The 16901-nt window shown below is 50.3% G+C and carries 10 protein-coding genes; 7 read left to right on the forward strand and 3 right to left on the reverse strand.

What is annotated here, in order from left to right; translation table 11 throughout:
- The first annotated feature begins 57 nt into the window (after window positions 1-57).
- From MMB48_RS02720 to MMB48_RS02735, 4 genes are read left to right on the forward strand one after another with little or no spacing between them, the layout of a single operon-like run.
- Window positions 58-2184 (forward strand): thiopeptide-type bacteriocin biosynthesis protein, encoded by a 2127-nt coding sequence (locus MMB48_RS02720; protein ID WP_080714709.1) that lies wholly within the window; start codon window positions 58-60, stop codon window positions 2182-2184.
- Window positions 2181-3386 carry a lanthionine synthetase C family protein gene (locus MMB48_RS02725; RefSeq protein WP_032743786.1) on the forward strand — a complete coding sequence of 402 codons (1206 nt, stop codon included), beginning with the start codon at window positions 2181-2183 and terminating at the stop codon, window positions 3384-3386. Before MMB48_RS02720 ends, MMB48_RS02725 begins: the two co-directional genes overlap by 4 nt.
- Window positions 3383-4255 carry a heme ABC exporter ATP-binding protein CcmA gene (gene ccmA / locus MMB48_RS02730; protein WP_080714708.1) on the forward strand — a complete coding sequence of 291 codons (873 nt, stop codon included), beginning with the start codon at window positions 3383-3385 and terminating at the stop codon, window positions 4253-4255. Before MMB48_RS02725 ends, ccmA begins: the two co-directional genes overlap by 4 nt.
- Window positions 4239-5066, forward strand: coding sequence for an ABC transporter permease (locus tag MMB48_RS02735; RefSeq protein WP_080714707.1), 828 nt, complete (start codon window positions 4239-4241; stop codon window positions 5064-5066). Before ccmA ends, MMB48_RS02735 begins: the two co-directional genes overlap by 17 nt.
- 293 nt (window positions 5067-5359) lie before the next feature.
- Here the strand turns inward: MMB48_RS02735 and MMB48_RS02740 are convergent, their stop codons facing one another.
- Window positions 5360-9655, reverse strand: a complete 4296-nt coding sequence (locus MMB48_RS02740; protein ID WP_032743783.1) for an LPXTG cell wall anchor domain-containing protein — start codon at window positions 9653-9655, stop codon at window positions 5360-5362.
- Between the two features lie 348 nt (window positions 9656-10003).
- Between MMB48_RS02740 and MMB48_RS02745 the strand changes: the two genes are divergently transcribed.
- The 3 genes from MMB48_RS02745 (at window position 10004) to MMB48_RS02755 (ending at window position 13685) form a co-directional block, all read left to right on the forward strand.
- Window positions 10004-11491: an AAA family ATPase gene (locus tag MMB48_RS02745; protein WP_012472183.1), complete on the forward strand. Its 1488-nt coding sequence runs from the start codon at window positions 10004-10006 to the stop codon at window positions 11489-11491.
- A complete protein-coding gene (locus tag MMB48_RS02750) occupies window positions 11484-12260 on the forward strand; it encodes a hypothetical protein (RefSeq protein WP_230581189.1) in 777 nt (258 codons plus the stop codon). The genes MMB48_RS02745 and MMB48_RS02750 overlap by 8 nt, the downstream gene beginning before the upstream one ends.
- Window positions 12261-12485: 225 nt before the next feature.
- The gene (locus MMB48_RS02755; protein WP_234896748.1) at window positions 12486-13685 is read left to right on the forward strand and encodes a hypothetical protein; all 1200 of its coding nucleotides are present in this window, start codon (window positions 12486-12488) and stop codon (window positions 13683-13685) included.
- Window positions 13686-13772: 87 nt separating this feature from the next.
- Here MMB48_RS02755 and MMB48_RS02760 read toward each other — a convergent pair whose 3' ends face one another.
- Both MMB48_RS02760 and merA read right to left on the reverse strand, forming a co-directional pair.
- The gene (locus MMB48_RS02760) at window positions 13773-15095 is read right to left on the reverse strand and encodes an ISL3 family transposase (protein ID WP_032743809.1); all 1323 of its coding nucleotides are present in this window, start codon (window positions 15093-15095) and stop codon (window positions 13773-13775) included.
- Between the two features lie 159 nt (window positions 15096-15254).
- The gene (gene merA / locus MMB48_RS02765; protein ID WP_080714717.1) at window positions 15255-16895 is read right to left on the reverse strand and encodes a mercury(II) reductase; all 1641 of its coding nucleotides are present in this window, start codon (window positions 16893-16895) and stop codon (window positions 15255-15257) included.
- Window positions 16896-16901: the final 6 nt, after the last annotated feature.

Genomic DNA, 16901 nt, shown 5'->3' on the forward strand with positions numbered 1-16901 from the left:
TTTATCGATGGCCTTATCGATTCCGGCATACTCCTTGCCGCACCAATCTCCTATCAAATGAGGGATTGGAAGGAGGATCTAGCATCGTCAGATGTTACCTCAACCGTACAGCTATTTTCGCTGGCACGATTCAGTGGCACGTTTCCAAGTAATCTCATCGACGATACAGGATTGGCAATTGAGTTGATGGGAAGACTGTTCTCATTTTCAACTCAAAATAGGAATATTGAATCCTTTACGGAACGCTATATTTCTAGATATGGTAACTTCCGTTTTCCCGCCAACCAAGTTATCGATAACTATGATGGCATTGGTCTGCTTCCGCCTCTTGGATCGGAAGACCTTCAGCCTGCAGGGCAAGGTAAAGCTCGATTTGATTTGACCAACAAATTTCTATCTGAGGTTATATTTACAAATTCAGATAAGTCAAGTATCGATTTAAGCCGTTATGCTTCTCGCATATTAAGAGAATGGCCGGCAGTGGAATTTGCTTCATCCTATGACGTCATACTGAAAGTCGAAAAAGTAAATTCCCAAACATGCGAGGCTTCGACCAACTTTGTGTTCGATGATATTGGAACAATCCCTTTAGCAGGACGTGCCATGGCTAGGTTTGCTGAGCTCTCTGCCGAGATGAAGAACAATCATCGTGAAATTGTCACCCGAGCATCTGGCCTTGAGCGCACCGAGAGATTACCACTCCTATATCGTTATAATTCCCCGAGGCCGGATTTTCTAAGTGGAAATTCTTCTGTATCCGGGAATGCTCTATCCTTGGGATTTTTGCCTCATGTCGAGCAAGCTGTTTCAATCGTTGGTTTGTCAGACATCTCAGTTTTCGAGAGTTCCAGCAAGATGTACTGCTTCGATGAAAGGCATCAAAAAGTTGCAAATATCCACCTTCCTGGCTTGGTAAATCAAGACTTGCTATCGGGAATAGGTAGATCATTGGTGCAAATCTCTCAAATGAATCAAGCCACACCATATTGGAGCTGGTTGGGTTATGAAAATCACGCTAATCACTTACCGGAGATCCGCCTAGGAGTCACAATACTATCACGAGAGAAATGGAAGTTGACTAATAGGGGAATTGGGACGCTTGATGATTTGAAACGAGTTTTGGCTGATCGAAAAGTTCCTCGATATATCTATGCTGGTGCGTCAGACAACAAGATTCTGCTTGATACTTCAGCTTTCGACCATCTTCGACTCCTAAAGCACGTCATCGAAAACTCTGATGAGGATATCTGGATAGAGAGAGGCGTCGAACCAGAAGATTTAGGTGTTACGAAGTCTGAGTCAGACGATAAAGCTAGGTTTGCTACGGAAATTGTCATTTCGGTTTCTTCGACTGATTGGGCGGAGACGGCGACTCTGCCTGTCGCTCAGATTCCGCCCGTCGGTCTCAATCTAGACTTGTCAAAACGGTCCGTTCTAGAGAGTTCAACCGCTTTTACCTTTGTTGTGCTATGCAACGACTCTAATCAGGAGAGGGTTCTTGCAACTGCCTTTGATGTTCTTGATGACGCTGGTCTCGAAGCATACTTTGTTCGCTACTCTGAGGAAGGTCGCCCAAGTTTACGTATCCGCGTGCGGGGAAGCTTTGACGACACGTTCATTCGGGTGTTTTGCGATTCGGTACTCTCGCTACGCCTCGCGACAGATGTCGAATTCAATCTTAGACTTCCCGAGTATTCACGGTATGGAGGTCCCGAGTGCTTTAAATATTTAGAATCGTTCTGGTGTCTTGAGAGCACCCAACTGGTTAAGATGTTTACCCGCTTATCATCGGATACCCCCGAGCAGGTACAAAAAGCCAAAAGCAATTATATGTGTTTCCTTATCCAGCAACTGGGGTTCACCAGACATTACGTATCTGCCGTAGCAGAAAGCTATGAACATGAGTTTGAAGCAGATCGGCATTCTATTAGAAAAGCCGCCAGAGCTCTGCGAAGTGTTTTTAGTTCCGACGATATGCCCGAAGTGTTTACCGACGAAATGCAAGAGGTTCTTGCGCGTTTTTCATCCTGCCAGCTTCAAAGTAATGCTTCAGCCCAAGACGTTAAGCAATCTATTGCACACATGTCTGCAAATCGCCTTGGGCTTGATCGTAAAGACGAGGCCATATTCTGGCGGGCTCTTCTCAATCATCTAAGATCCGCAGATTTTGGAGGTGAGGAATGAAGACACGTAATGACATTCAACAGGAGGTGACCCTCATTGCAAGTAATCTCGAAGATATCATCCCCATTCGGTATCAAGAGGCTAATCGTACGAAAAGCTTTAACATTAACGGAGGGACTCCTGCCGCAATTCTATATTTAAGTGTCCTTGACGCATTATTTCCCGATGCTGGATATGATGTTCAGGCTCACAACTACGCGACAAGCATGATTTTGGAATATAAACATACCCCAAACATTGGAATTGGACTGTTCGGGGGGACCACACTATTGGCTTGGTGTCTGCAGTCGATTTCCCGTGGAGGAAGCAGATATCAAGGCGCGATTAGAGAACTTGAATCGAGGATCGTCTTTCAGGCAAGACAACAATTGACATTTTTATCAAACGTGAATGCGCCAATATCATCCGAATATTACGACGTTATATCCGGACTCTCTGGCGTGGTTTTGTATGGCATGCGATTCCGGTCCGATGGGCTGCGATTGATTTCTCGGCAGATTTGCAGTAGATTTTGCGAACTATTAGCAACTTCGAATTTCCACGCCTTCGGGTCTTTATCAGCCACTTCGGGACAGGATTCCGTGGCTCAGAAGACGACCACCGACTATGGTTACGCGCATGGTATTTTGGGAGTATTGATGAGTTGCATTCTTTCGGATGTGAACCATGATAATAATATGGAACCATTCGCTGCGATAAGGCAGCTTGTTGATATTTCGAATCACTCGAGAAACTACATACTTCCATACTCTTCCTCAGATTATACTGAAACCGTTAGTAATGGACGGTATGCCTGGTGTTACGGCAACATGCCCTTCTATTTTTTGTCGCTAATGCTGAAACCGGTTGATCCAATAATTGCGGAATCTCTATTGAATGCCGCTATTGCTCCCCTGAAGGTTAATACCAGTCAAGTACATGATCTTGGCGTAATCGGTCTTGTTGATAACTCTATATGCCATGGCCGAGCGGGAATAGTCCTAGGGCTTCACCCCTACTTGAGCCACAAGGATAGTCGGCCTATTCGCGATCAGCTCCTTGAAGAGATCGATTGTTCTGTTGCGAATCCTATTGACAGTGGATTTCTCGAAGGCGACTTGGGCACCTTGGCTGTCCGAGTGGCACTAGAATACACCGACTCTATTGCGCATCTACCGGCTTTCTTTCCTTTTGTTTCTCCTACACTTTGTGAGGGAATATGATTGCTAGAGCATTAAATGTGACACTGATCTATGGAAAATCGAGAAATCCAGTCTTGCATAGTTTGAACCTTGAAATCGATTCAGGGCAAGTTCTTCCAATCCTTGGCGGTAATGGAACAGGAAAAACGACACTGTTGAAAGCACTATCGGGGCTACTTCGCCCACACTTGGGTCGAATCCTAATTGATGATTCGGATCTTTATCAGAAGAGAGGGAGTGCACTGCAAAGGCTCTCGAGCTCGCTCTACTCCGAAAGATCATTTTATTATCGCTTGTCAGCCCGCGAAAATCTCCGCTATTTCTTGTCGCTTCGTGGCATTTATGGCAGGACTGCAATGTCGTCAATTGACATGGCTCTGGACAGATTCGATTTGCTTGGATTGCAGGATATTCCATTCATGCACTTATCCCTAGGGCAACGAAAGCGACTAGGACTTGCGCGAGCGCTCGCTGCGCCAGCCAGTCTCTATATCTTAGATGAACCTACGGCAAACCTAGATGCCAAGTCATGCAGGCTTGTCTATCAAGCCATGACGGACAAGAGCGCCGACGGAGCTAGTATACTATTCTCTACCCACAACGTGGCCGACCTTGCTACCTCCACAGGAAATGTAATATATCTTAAAAATGGGAATGCGACACGTGTTCATCTCGAGACTCGAGACTCCATTACTGCCCGCAAGCGTTTTAGAATAGTCGGATCTCTTGACCCTGAATCCATTGCATCAATTCCCGAAGTGTCTTGTGTGATTTCTCAGTCCGAGGTCGAGGTTGATATACCTGTTGGTAAGTCTCTTGGATCAGTGCTTCAATCCTTTGAACGAATTGGGATCGAGGTCAACGAAGTAATTGATGACCGGAGTAGATAAAATGCATTCTTTTTTAATCGGCCTCTACCTGTATTTGCGGAGAGAATTCCTTGAACTCGTAACTTATAAGCTCTCCTTGATGCTAGGTGTTGTTTCAGCGGTTGTTGGCATAGTTCAGTTTGCTTTCTTGGCTGTTTTTCTCCAGCAGGGAAACAGTTTTCCTTCATTACAGAATTATGGTGGAAGCGTGATGGCGTTTCTGGTCTCTGGAGCGCTTTTTACTGGTTTTATGAGTTCTTCTCTCTCCGGTTTCTCGCAACTAATATCCTCTGAGCAGCGGACAGGTACATTGGAAGCTGTTTTGACTACACCATTTTCTATTGGCCGAGTGATTGCATATGCTGCGGTTAGCTCATTTATTCAATTGGTAATCGGCACGTTTTTAATGATCACTTTTTTTGGGATTGCATTCTCTATCCCCTTCAACGTTAACCCGTGGCAACTCATATTGGTCATGATTCTCGGCTACTTCACACTTGTTGGCCTCGGGCTCGCGGGTGGAGGAGTTCTTTTGGTTACAAAGAAAGGCGACCCGGTGACATGGTTGTTGACAACTTTTACGACATTATTTTCCGGAGTACTTTATCCGGTCGAAATTCTTCCACAGTGGCTTCAATCGATTAGTTGGTATGTGCCAACCACGCGGATATTGAGTTCTCTCCGGGGGGCATTAACCGGCTATACCAGTATGTTTATGCTTGATGTGGTTTACCTTATAGTTGCAAGCATAGTTAGTATGAGTATAGGATTGCTAGTATTTAGATGGGGTCTAAACAGAGCTATATGGGATGGTTCCGCGACAAGTTATTAAATAATCATACATTTGGGATATTGAAGTTTGACAATATGGCATAGAAAAGCGTTTCTTGTCAAATATCATATGAACTTTGGGATTGACATACTCTATTAGAATATTGTACCAGATTAAGGTCATTATTTCAAAAAAATGACTCTATTCTAATAGAATGTTTCCTTCTTTCGTCGCGCCAAAAGAAACATCAATTGTAATCCGTAATAATTTGATGAATACATGATAGTTCTTCCAATCGTAAGATACTCCGACTGGAAGAACTATCATGACGGGAAGCAGGTCCGACGTCCGGGTCAGATCACGGACGATTCGTAAGGAATCTCATCCGTAGTCTCGGCGACATCCTCGTCGGTATCCGCGATATCGCTGGACTGCGCCGATTCTGAGTGACGGCCGCCAGCACTGTTCCCGTGTCTGAACCGGCGGGCGGCGACCAGTCCCACGCCGACGGCGAGCAGGGTGATTGCCGCTGCGATCACGCCCTGGATGGCGGCGCCGGTATGGGCGAGCCCGGTCCGGTAGCCGTTCCAGTCGTCGGTGTTGCTGACCACTTCGGTGTCGGGGCAGACGAGCCTGCCGTCGATCGTGACCGCGTCATCGGGTGCGGACGTCTCGTCCTTGCCGTCGAACGGATCCGGGTCGGAGACGACGCATTCGACCAGCGGCGTGCCGGTGACCGTGGCGCGGTCGGTGTGATGATCGGTCACGCCCTTGAGGATGCCCTTGACCTCGACGCTCTCGCCGGGCTTGAGGACACGGCTGTCCCAATCGGCGGGATATTCGAGATCGGTCACCCGGCCGTCGCCGGCGACCAGCTGGTCCTTGAGGTTCAGGTCCTTGGTTCGGTACCATGCGCCCTGCTTGGTGTCGGGGTCGGTGGTGCTGGTGTTGGTGATGGTGAACACGATGCGCGTGTCGCCCTGCATGGCCAGCGCGTCCTTGACCTGGTCGCGGTCGCCGGCCGGCCAGCCGGAGGCCTCGTCCCATTTCTCGATCTTCAGGCTCGGGGTCATGTCGGGCGTGTGCGTCTCGACCTGGTTGGATGGACGTTTGGTGCCGTTGAGGGTTTCGTCGAACCGGTTGGCGATGTGTTCGCCGGTCTTGACGCGCTTGCACTGGATGAACGCGGTCCATGCCTGCTCGCTTTCGTCGTTGCCGCTGACGAGGTCGAGCATGCGCTGGGTCGCGGTAACGGTGACCACGCCCTTGTCATCCTGCGTAAGGGTGAACAGTTCGCCGCCATACACACTGGCGTCGAAGCCGCTGCCGGCGATCTTCACGCCCTTGCGGGCGATCACCCTGCCCTGCTCGGTCAGGTCGCGCATGGCGTACACGGCCCATTGGCCGGTGTACTGGTCATGCTCGGTGTCGAGCGGGTCGGTGATGCTCCAGTCGGTGACCTTCTGGTAGGCGCGGTGCGCGGGTAGCACGGAGCTGTCGAGGCGGTAGAGGAACAGGCTGTTGAGGTACACGCTGTGCTTGTCGATGGATTCGCCGTCCACCTTCACGACCACGTCCTTGGACGGGTTGACGGGTTTGAGGGGGTTGGCGACCTCGTTGGTGTCCTTGCGGGTGTCGTTGACGACCTGCGTGGCCTTGTTCTTCACGATATGTCCGTCGGTGACCTTGATGACGGTCATCGGCAGGCTCACCTCGTAGCTCGTGCCCAGCATCGACTGGTCGATGGCCGGCTCCTTCAACGGGTCGTGGTCCTTCTTTTCGGCGTATTCCTTGAGGTTCTTGGGCTGGGGGTCGCCCTTGATGGTCTCGCCGGTGGCCGGCACCTTCGTGTCCGCGGTCTTGGCGTACACGTAGGCGACGCCGTCGATCGCCGCGATGTTGAACTTCGCGGTCACGTCCTTGCCGGTAGCGGTGTCGGTGACCTCGATGCGCTTGGCGTCGAGGGAGAGGTATTCGTCGTCCCAGTCGTCGGTCATGCCGAGTCTCCAGACCTTGTAGGCCTGGTTGGTCTGCTTGGCGTCGATGGTCACGCGGTAGTAGATTCGGTCGCCCAGCAGCGCGGTCTTGCCGTCGATGCTGATGGACGGGTCGGCCTGGGTGTCCTTCTTCACGGGAGTGAAGTCGGGCGGCTCGTTCCATACCTTGTTGCTCGGGGTGATCATGTTGTTCAGGGTCAGGGCCCACTGGTTGCCGATTTTGGTGTCCGTGGGCGCGTCCTTGGCGACCGTGCCCTCGAAGCGGACGATGATGCGCGGGTTCGCCCCGTTGCGCCAGTTGGTCTTCACGTACCCGTCGGAGAACACGAGGCGCACCGCGTGCTGCGCGTCGTTCCACTGGGTCTCGTACTCGGTCTTCGGGATGAACCTGCCGGTGGACAGGTCGGTGACCTCCAGGGTCTGCTTGTCCACTTCAAGATGCTCGTCATAGGTGTCGGTGACCGCCACCTCGCTGACCGAGTACGCGAGATTGCCGGGCAGGTGGGGCTGGGTCTCCAGACGGTATTCCACGCGCTGGCCCGGGTAGACGACCCTGCCGTCCACGGACGCCTGGTCGCCTCCCTGCGAGGATTCGCCGACCACGTCCTTGACGACGGGCGGTATGTAGCCGCAGATCTTCGGCTCGTTCGTGGGGATGGTGTGCGTGTTGACGGTCTGGGAGCCCTTGTTCGTCAGCGCCTTGCCGTCCGGCGCGGTGCAGAACGACAGTTCGTCGCTCGCCTGCTTGCCGAAGTCGTCGCGCACCTGGCCCGCGCCCTTGCCGTTGGCGTAGGCCGCCTTGCCGGGAATGAGCAGCGTGACCTGCTTCGCGGTCTTCAATCCCTTCAATCCCTCGCGATAGGCCCGGCCTGCGGTGGCGGTCACCGTGGTGCCTTCCATCGTGATCGTCCACTGGTCGGTGACGTCCCTGCCGTGGTTGGCGATGTCGGTGACGCTGGACTCGCGATCGGTGCCGGCATCGGCCTCGTACACCTTGATCTTCGACTTGTCGTCGGCGTCGAACAGGTAGTCGGCGGCCGACCAGTCGTCCGTGAGCGTCAGGGTTTCCGGGGCCTGGATGAGGTTCTTGGCGATGGTGCCGTTGACCACCGAGGCGACCCGGTCCCCGTCCAGAAGCGTCATATCGTCGGCGCCGGTCCGGTTGGTCTCCTTCGGGTCGATGACCGCCTCCCACTGGCCCTTCGCGTTCAGGCGGATCCAGCTCTTGTCGGGATTCGGCCGCCACGTATCGAACTGTTTCTTTCCGGCGTCGGCCTCGGGCTCGTGGTTCCACTGGCCCCACGCATGGTCTTTGACCTGCTGGAAGTCGGAGGGCTTCGACACGGTCACGTCGAAGCTGAACTCGTAGACATGGTCCATGGGCATCTCGCCCTTGTCCGCCGAACGCGCGGCCGACACCGTGTTCGACGCCTTGTCCCAATTGATTTCGAACTCGCCGGAAACGTCGCGATTGTCGTCGGTCCTGTCGATGAGCCTGTAGTTGTCCACGGAGTATTCGACGCCGTTGGGTTCGATCACGTCGCGGAAACGCATCTCGTAGCCGCCGCGGCCGGTGCCGTACGTGATGGTGGTGCGGTTCGTCATCCGGTCGGCGCTCACGCCGTCCTCGATCTTCTTGACCGGGGGTTCGGGCGGCACCGAGCTCACCTTCCAGGATTCGGCCGGATCGCGGTCCGCGGTGTCCACGGCCGCCTGCATGCGGCCCTGCTTGGGTACCTGGATGTCGATCCAGTACGTGCCCTCGGCCCAGTATTTCATGCCGAAATCCTTCGGCGAGGCGAGATCGTCGAGCTGAGTGTCCCCATTGCTGGAGAAGCTGATCGGCTTGCTCACGCTCTTCGCGGGCAGGTAGGGGCCGTTCTCGTAATGGATGATCGCGGTGCCGTTCAACGTCTCCTTGATCGCGGAACCGCCGTTGTCGGCGTGGATGACGTCGCCGACCGGGTCGGTGGAGCCGACCTGCATGTCGGTCTTCTGCTTGTGGCTGGTGGTCACGTTCAGCTTGTAATCGACCGGCGGCTGGTTCTGCGCCAGCACAATCACGCGGAACGAGGCGTTCGGGTTGGAGTTGATCGACTCCTGCGCCAGAGAGTCAACGCTGCGTGTGCCGAGCTTGTCCTTCCACGTGGTCGAGGTCGAGTACTTCTGCCCCTGATACGTGTAGTCGCCCTTCGCCTCGGCCCTCCACTGCGCCTCCCAACGATTCTTCGCATTCGAACTCACATAGCTGCCATTGAACAAGCCGTTCCCGAGCCGGGCGTATCCGACGGCCACCATACGACAGTCCGCGTTTCCCTCACCCGTATAGGAGCGCCGGCACTCATCGATCGCGTCGCTCAAGGTCTTGTTCATGTCCACGTACTCGTTCGCGCCATCAGACAGGTCCGACGACAGCGTGACGTTTGCGTCGCGCAGCGCTGACTTCATGCCATCCAGCGTGGCCGGCCATGAATCCTTGTAGATCCAATGCACGTCGGCGGTCTGAGAAGGACCGCCATGGTCGCCTCCGCCTCCCTCGCCGGAACCGCCACCGCCGTTATCGGCCAACGCAACCGGAACCAGACATGTCAGCAACGCCGCGGCTGCCGTGATTGACGCCACCGCGCCGATACCCTTCTTCCCGAACCTCATACGAAATCCTTTCCCACATGCAATCACAAGCCCCTCTCCGGGAAAGGGAGGAGACGGGGACTCCAGAACCCGCCTCCTCCCGGGTCCCTGGAAGAAAAGCACGCCCGCAAGCCCGACGGCCGGCCGCCGGACCCCGAACGCACCATCAGCATCACCCCGCGTCGGGTTCCTCTGCGGCGGACAAACGTTGCCTCGGTCGAACCACCTCATCGTGGATCGGGGCTGTTGTGTCGCTCCGGTTATGATCTGATTACGAAACGCGGTGGTATGCACACAGGTTACGCTGTATAATAGTCATGTATTTCAATTAAAAATTGATTATTGTGAGTTTTAGAGAATGGCAATGTGATGATTCGTTTGAAAAGACTTGTTCTGGATGACATGAGGAACATATCGCATGGCGTCTTGGATTTCGATGATCTGCCCACCGGCGGCAGCGTCACGGGTATTTACGGGCAGAACGGGTCGGGCAAGACCACCGTCATCGACGCCATCGGGATACTGCGCGCGCTGTTGTCCGGGAATATGCTGCCGGATACCGCCGGTGATGTCGTCAGCGCCAGCGCCGGTTCGGCGACCGTGACGGCGACGTTCCTCATTGGAGATAAGCAGAAGCCGAGCTATCTTGAGTACAGGGTGTCCATGCGCAAGGCGAATCCGGATTCGACGCGGGCGCGCGTCGTCGCCGAATCGGTGCGTATCGGCGACGATCCCTCGCGTTTGGGCCGTGAGGTGCTGGGGCATCGTATGGAGGATTCCGAGGCGGACGGGTTCGTGTCGACCCCGGTCTACGTGTGGCGTTCCATCGAGGCGGTCAGTTCGGTGAAGACCGTGGTCTCGCGCACCGCGGACCGCGCGTACATGGAAGGGCGTTCGTTCCTGTTCTCCCGGTGCGCCACGCTCGACGACCGGCCGGACGCCGAGTTCCTGATCGACTGGGCGGTGGCCCGTGTGCGGGAGACGAATGGCGTGTCCTCCAGGTCGTTGACGTATATCAACGAGCGTTTCGGCGAGTTCGTCCGCCTGCGCGAGACGCTGTGCGGTTACGCGACCAACGACATCTTCGTGTCCACCACCCGTCGTGGCTCCTACGCCGCGTTCGCGATCATCCCGATCATGGAGGAGAACCCGGAAGGCCGCAACACGGAATTCCCGTTCGACCTGCTGCAGCCCAATCCACTGACCCCCGGCCAGGCGAAGCGGCTCGGACAGACCGTGGAGTCCTTCGACCGCATCCTGCCCACCATCGTGCCCGGCCTGCACGTCCTGCTGAAGACCGGCACCGCGCCTTCCGGCAAGGACGGCGAGGACCGGGTCACCGCGGAACTGTTCTCGCGCCGCGGCGACGTCATGGTGCCCTTCCGCTGCGAGAGCGAGGGCATCATACGCATCACCGCGCTGCTCGGCTACCTCAAGCACGCGTACAACGACGAGAACGCGCTGGTCGCCGTGGACGAGTTCGACTCCGGCGTGTTCGAACTGCTGCTCGGCGACATGCTGGACCAGTTGGCGGACGGGTGCGCGGGGCAATTGGTGTTCACCGCCCACAACCTGCGTGCGTTGGAGGTGTTGCCGAACAGCTGCATTCGCACGACGGTGACCGATCCCGACAACCGGTTCGCGACCATCCCCCGTAAGTCCTCCACGAACAACCAGCGCAAACGGTACCTGACAGCCAGCGAGCTCGGATGGAACGGCCCCGACATCTATGATTCGCCCATACCGCGCATGTTCGGCAACAGCCTCTACGCCGCCGGCCACCCCGACGAGGACGACGACATCGACGACGATCTGGCAGCACTCAATGCCGCCGGGACGGAGGCGGACCGTGGCTAAACGCAAGATCGTCCTGCTGGTCGTGGAGGGCACGAGCGACGCCAGCCTGCTCGTGCCGGCGTTCTCGGCGTTGATCGAGAACCGCCTGTTCCAAGGTCAGGAATTCCATTGCGACGTGCTGACCGCGCCGAACCACCGCGAGGAATTCCATCGGCGCAACGGGTTCTACCCCGCGGACAAACCCTCGCAAACGGTGCGCGAACTCGTTGAGTATTATCTCAAGGACCATGATCGCACATGGGGCCAGCTCGGCCATGTCATCCAGATCTGCGATCTGGACGGTGCGTTCGCGCCTGACGACAGCGTGCGGGAGAACCCGTCAGCGGAAGAAACCCTGTATTCGACGACCGACATTGTCACCACGAACCGCGACGCTCTGATCGCGGACCGGACGACCAAGCGAAACGGCGTGGGCTCCCTGCTCAAACTCGACGGATTCAGGAAGAAGCAGGGCGGTCGCACCGTCTTGATTCCATACCGTCTGTTCTATGTCAGCCGCAACCTCGAACACGCGTTCCGCGGCAGGACCGACAACCTGGACGCGCAGCACAAGCAGAGCGGCGCCATCAAACTGGCCGACCGCTTCACACGGGACCCGAACCTGTTCTCGACGACTCTCCAATCCCTGCTACGCATACACGGCAACCCGGCCACTTGGGAGGAATCCTGGCGATACGCCATGCAGGACTTCCACTCACTCGAACGCGGCAGCAACCTCGCCTTCGTGGAAACCATACCTGGCAGGCGAACTGCAATAGGTCATCCGTAGCTGGATAGCCTGGAGTCACATTAGCAATCCTAGGACCATCCGGCTGCGGACACGAATTATGGTTAAGAATATGGACTTAGAGTATTTGTAACATAACGCAGAGGTCGTCTATAACATTGTATTTCGCATCTATTTCAGTTTCGACAAATGCGGGCATGATGTAGATAATGAGGACTATATGGAACGCGGATTCGCAGTCGATAAGACATTGTCGATGAATTGCAGATGATTACGTACAAGGAAGTATACAATATGATAATACATGAAAAACATATCTCCGCACCTTATAAAAGTCCGCTATATCGCAATAATGAATATCATATTTCGGTTGGTAATCAGGGAATCGACCTAGATAGTATATATAATGACAACAAGGTTGAAAACGCTGAATTTTTACGATGGCTTGGATATGAGTCTTTCTGGCTTATTATTGGAATAATATTATCCTCTATTTCGGCCATAGCCCGTCATTATAAGGAATTATCTTTAAATGAGTTGGCAGAAAAATCTTCTTGGGATAAGACGGAATCTATACTAAAAGCTTTCCCCTGTTTTGCAGAAGATGCAGGCCTGTCTATTATCCTCGCTTTATTGGCGATAGTTGCGGGTCTTTCCGTGGGTATCGCAGTTGAGGATCTTTCAAAAAATCATATGTTTAGATTCAGATCTATGGGTAGAACGCTCATACGATTCAGTAATCTTTCCGTCTGCTTTCTCGGCCTGTCATCCGCTAGTCTGATTCTCCGGTATGGGAAAGGACTTGGTGTTCTTCTTATTTTTGGTTTATTGTTTTGTTTCACTATGCTTTACGGCATAGGCGATATATCTGTGAATTATCGTACTCGATTGAAGGAATTATCCAATAGATTGCACGAAGCGGAAAAAGAGCTATGCAATGTCGCCAATAGGAAAAGAAAGCGCTATGTGTTTCGCAGTGTAGGAAGATGGAATAGGACTCTTAATAGTATCGGATTGTCGTTTGTGATTCTGGTCTATGTTTGCTCATCCGTGCATCAGCATAAGTTATTGTTGGCCAATTTGGTGATTTCTTTTACATTGGTTGTTTTTTACTGGTTGTCAGTTTACGTTCTAGGAAGCATCCTTTATGATTCAATAAAGGTGTTTGAAGGATTGACGAAAGAAATTCGTCCACTAAAAATACTTTATCGCATTGCATTGTCAGTTTTCTCATTTACCGCATCAATGTATTTGAGTATGATTTTTATTCTTACGTCTCATCAATGCCTGTATTATGTAAGCTGTGTTTTATTGTTTATCCTATTGCTTTATATCTGCTACTTTTCTTTATCGTCAAAAAATAGGCGGTTTCTGTTTATTGAAACAAGAACCGCAAAACTAAAGAAAAACGTCAGTTTAACTCGGCGACTTATTGGCCTAATGCAATCTGAGGAACAATTGGTTTAATTGGGTTAATTTTCTATATTTATCAAAGTGATTATCGTCCGGGTCATGTATATTTTTGGGTATTCGGATTTTATGGTGGAAAAGGGCTTATAAATCACCCTTCTCCAAATTCTTAATAAGTGTGGAAAAATCGACACCTAAGTTGTCTGTAATGTCGTGATCATTCACTTCATGCCAATTGAAAGTATCGTATAACATAGCTTTATTGAAAGCACTTGAATTAAATCGTGGCTTACGCTTTTTATGGAGCTTCTCATTGAAAAGGATTTTGGCTCGTAAGGCATCAAACGAGTAACCTCTACCCATTCGCTCTACCTGCCTAATAATGCTGTTAATTGACTCCGTATAAGCATTAGTGAGCCTTTTATCAAAGTAGTTGAATATTTCAACATGCCAGTTGTCTACGGCTCTCACGAGGTCTTTATATGCGTCTTTAGAGTTGCTGGACATACAACGGTGTCTCCATTGACTATAACGAAGATGACCTTCATCTGGATCAGGAGTATCCCATATCCAGTAAAACTCTTCTTTGAGTTCATAGGCTTCTTTTAAAGCAGGAAGATTACCTAACCAAGTATCTAAGAGGAATGATTCACGTTCATTTAGATCGTGTTTACGCTTTAGAAGGATAAACCTTTCACGCATAAGGGTACGTCTTTCTTTTTGGCTCATATGGGCTTTCAAAGACTTTCTGACGTTATCTAAGGCTTGATTAGCCATTCTAACTACATGAAACTTATCTACGACAACTTTAGCTTGTGGAAGGATAGTGTTCACTGCGTCTTTGTAGGGCTTCCACATATCCATTGTGACGTACTCAATGTAAGTCCTGTCACTGATTTCTGAAAGACGTTGGATGACTGTTTCCTTGTTACGGTTAGGCTTGATGTCATAAATAGTCCTGCGTTCAATATTAGTCAATACAAGCCGAGGTCTACGGATAATATGTATCTCGTCTATCCCAAGCCACTTAGGAGTTTCAAACTGGTATTCACGTTCTTTGAGTGCCACATAGTCCTTAAAAACGTTCCTAATGGTTTTCTCGTCAACACCAACGCTTTCTGCGACTTCTACAAAGGTCTTAGACATGGATTGCTCTTGAATGGACTTTAAAAGCCTTTTGGTCATACTACGCTTTTCATCTACAGATATTAGGCGTTCCCAGAAGGTAGATCCGCATTCACGACACTTGTATCGTCTACGGTTCAATTGTAAGCCCACTCGCTTTAAACGAATGGGCAAATCCATAATTAGTTGATTTCTTGAACTGTGTTTGTACAACTTGTCAAAACCACATTTAGGACAACGTTCAGGTGGTCCGACTGCTTCAACTTTAAACATCATATCGGTTTCATTTTCTTGTGGCGGTTCTATTGTTTTAATGTCTGGTAGGGATAATAAGTCTGACATATTATTCATCCTTTATTACTCTGCGGTGTTAAGGTATCAATTATAGATTTGATGTCGAAATCATCAGTGTTAAATTATTTTTGTGACCACAAATGCACTTAGAAAATCCCTTAAAGCATTAGCTGGTTCACTTGAATAGGGAGTTGTAAAAAAGTTCCCTTAGCCTGCACAACAAGATAATTTCGAAATATCTTTATCGAACGTAAGTGCAACTAATTTTAGCCCTTCAGCCATTGTTAAATATGGTGCTAGGGTTTCTGTTAAATCTTCTATCGTTAAGCCAAATTTAACAGCTAATGATGCTGCATAGATGACATCTCCTGCATTTTCAGATACAATATGAACCCCTAATACTTTTAGTGTTTCTGCATCTGCTACTAGTTTAAATACACCGGTTGTTTCACGGTTTACAATTGCTCTTGGAACAGCATCTAAAGGTAATACAGATGTCTTCACATCATACCCTTTCTCTTTTGCTTGTTCTTCTGTTAAACCAACCGTTGCAACCGTCGGATTCGTAAACGTAACAGCAGGAACTACCGATAAATCTATTTTTTTGTTTAATCCACCAATAGCATTATCAGTAATAATTCCACCTTCATAGGCTGCTACATATACAAATTGTGGTCCTAAAGTCACATCTCCTGCTGCATAAATCTTTTCATTACTTGTTTGACCAAAATCATTGATCAGGATTTCATTATCTTTTCCAGTTTCAACACCTGCTGCACTTAAATTTAAAGAATCCGTATTTGGTTTTCTTCCAGTGGCAACAAGTAACTGATCTGATTCAATGACTTCTCTACTGCCATTTACTGTTACGTAAACCCTTTTTATCTCTCCACTTTGTTCAACACGCTCAAAAGTCGCCCCTTTGACAAGGTTTATACCCTGTTCAATTAACGCTTTTTCAACTGACTCTGAAATCTCAGGATCATACTCCTTTAAAAGTCGCTCACTTCTTTGCATAAGCGTTATTTCTGAACCTAAATGATGAAATAGTTGTCCAAGCTCCATTCCAATGTATCCTGAACCAATTACAGTTAATCGTTTTGGTATTTTCTTTAACTCAAGAAGTGTTGTACTAGTTAAATAGTCCATTTTTTCAAGTCCTGAAATTTGGGGCAACGAAGGCGATGCACCTGTTGCAATTAAAAAGCGTTTTGCAGATAACTTTGTCCCATTGACCTCAACCGTACTAGCATCAACGAATTTTGCTTCACCTTTAATTAAATCAAAATTATATTCATCAATTAAATCCATATATTTTTGATTCCGAAGTTCGCTCACCAATTTATCCTTTTGCGTGATTAAACTAGCTAAATCCACTTCTCCAGCGGATGTTTGTAAACCTATAAACGGATTGTCTTTTGATAAATGATTGATTTCCCCTGCCCTAAGAAGAGTTTTTGACGGAACACAGCCAATATTCACACAGGTTCCCCCAACCGTTCCACGCTCAATCATTCCAACTTTTGCACCGTATTCTATAGCTTTAATTGCCGAAGAAAAGGCAGCAGCACCAGAACCAATAATAAGAAGGTCATAATTGTCTTCATTAATTAACGCCACGTTTTCTAGTGATGATACTTCTTCAATTTCTCCGGCTTGGTAATTTGCTTCATCAATCGCCTTTATTGCACTTTCAACCTCAATATCATCGGGCAGTTCAAATACTGCTTCACCACGACGATAACTAGACTCAATATTTTTAGCACCTATCTTTTCAAGTGCTGATTCTACGTGTTTTTCACAACCCGTACAAGTCATTCCTGAAATGTTTACCTTAAATTTATTCATAAAAAA

It is taken from the genome of Bifidobacterium sp. FKU, from assembly GCF_026016385.1.
Lineage (GTDB): Bacteria > Actinomycetota > Actinomycetes > Actinomycetales > Bifidobacteriaceae > Bifidobacterium > Bifidobacterium infantis.

Bases quoted from the DNA above. Each gene is read 5' to 3' on its own strand.
- MMB48_RS02740 (WP_032743783.1), bottom strand. From the start codon at position 9,655: ATGAGGTTCGGGAAGAAGGGTATCGGCGCGGTGGCGTCAATCACGGCA.
- MMB48_RS02755 (WP_234896748.1), top strand. From the start codon at position 12,486: ATGATTACGTACAAGGAAGTATACAATATGATAATACATGAAAAACAT.
- MMB48_RS02725 (WP_032743786.1), top strand. From the start codon at position 2,181: ATGAAGACACGTAATGACATTCAACAGGAGGTGACCCTCATTGCAAGT.
- ccmA (WP_080714708.1), top strand. From the start codon at position 3,383: ATGATTGCTAGAGCATTAAATGTGACACTGATCTATGGAAAATCGAGA.
- MMB48_RS02735 (WP_080714707.1), top strand. From the start codon at position 4,239: ATGACCGGAGTAGATAAAATGCATTCTTTTTTAATCGGCCTCTACCTG.
- MMB48_RS02760 (WP_032743809.1), bottom strand. From the start codon at position 15,095: ATGTCAGACTTATTATCCCTACCAGACATTAAAACAATAGAACCGCCA.
- MMB48_RS02745 (WP_012472183.1), top strand. From the start codon at position 10,004: ATGATTCGTTTGAAAAGACTTGTTCTGGATGACATGAGGAACATATCG.
- MMB48_RS02720 (WP_080714709.1), top strand. From the start codon at position 58: ATGAGGGATTGGAAGGAGGATCTAGCATCGTCAGATGTTACCTCAACC.
- merA (WP_080714717.1), bottom strand. From the start codon at position 16,895: ATGAATAAATTTAAGGTAAACATTTCAGGAATGACTTGTACGGGTTGT.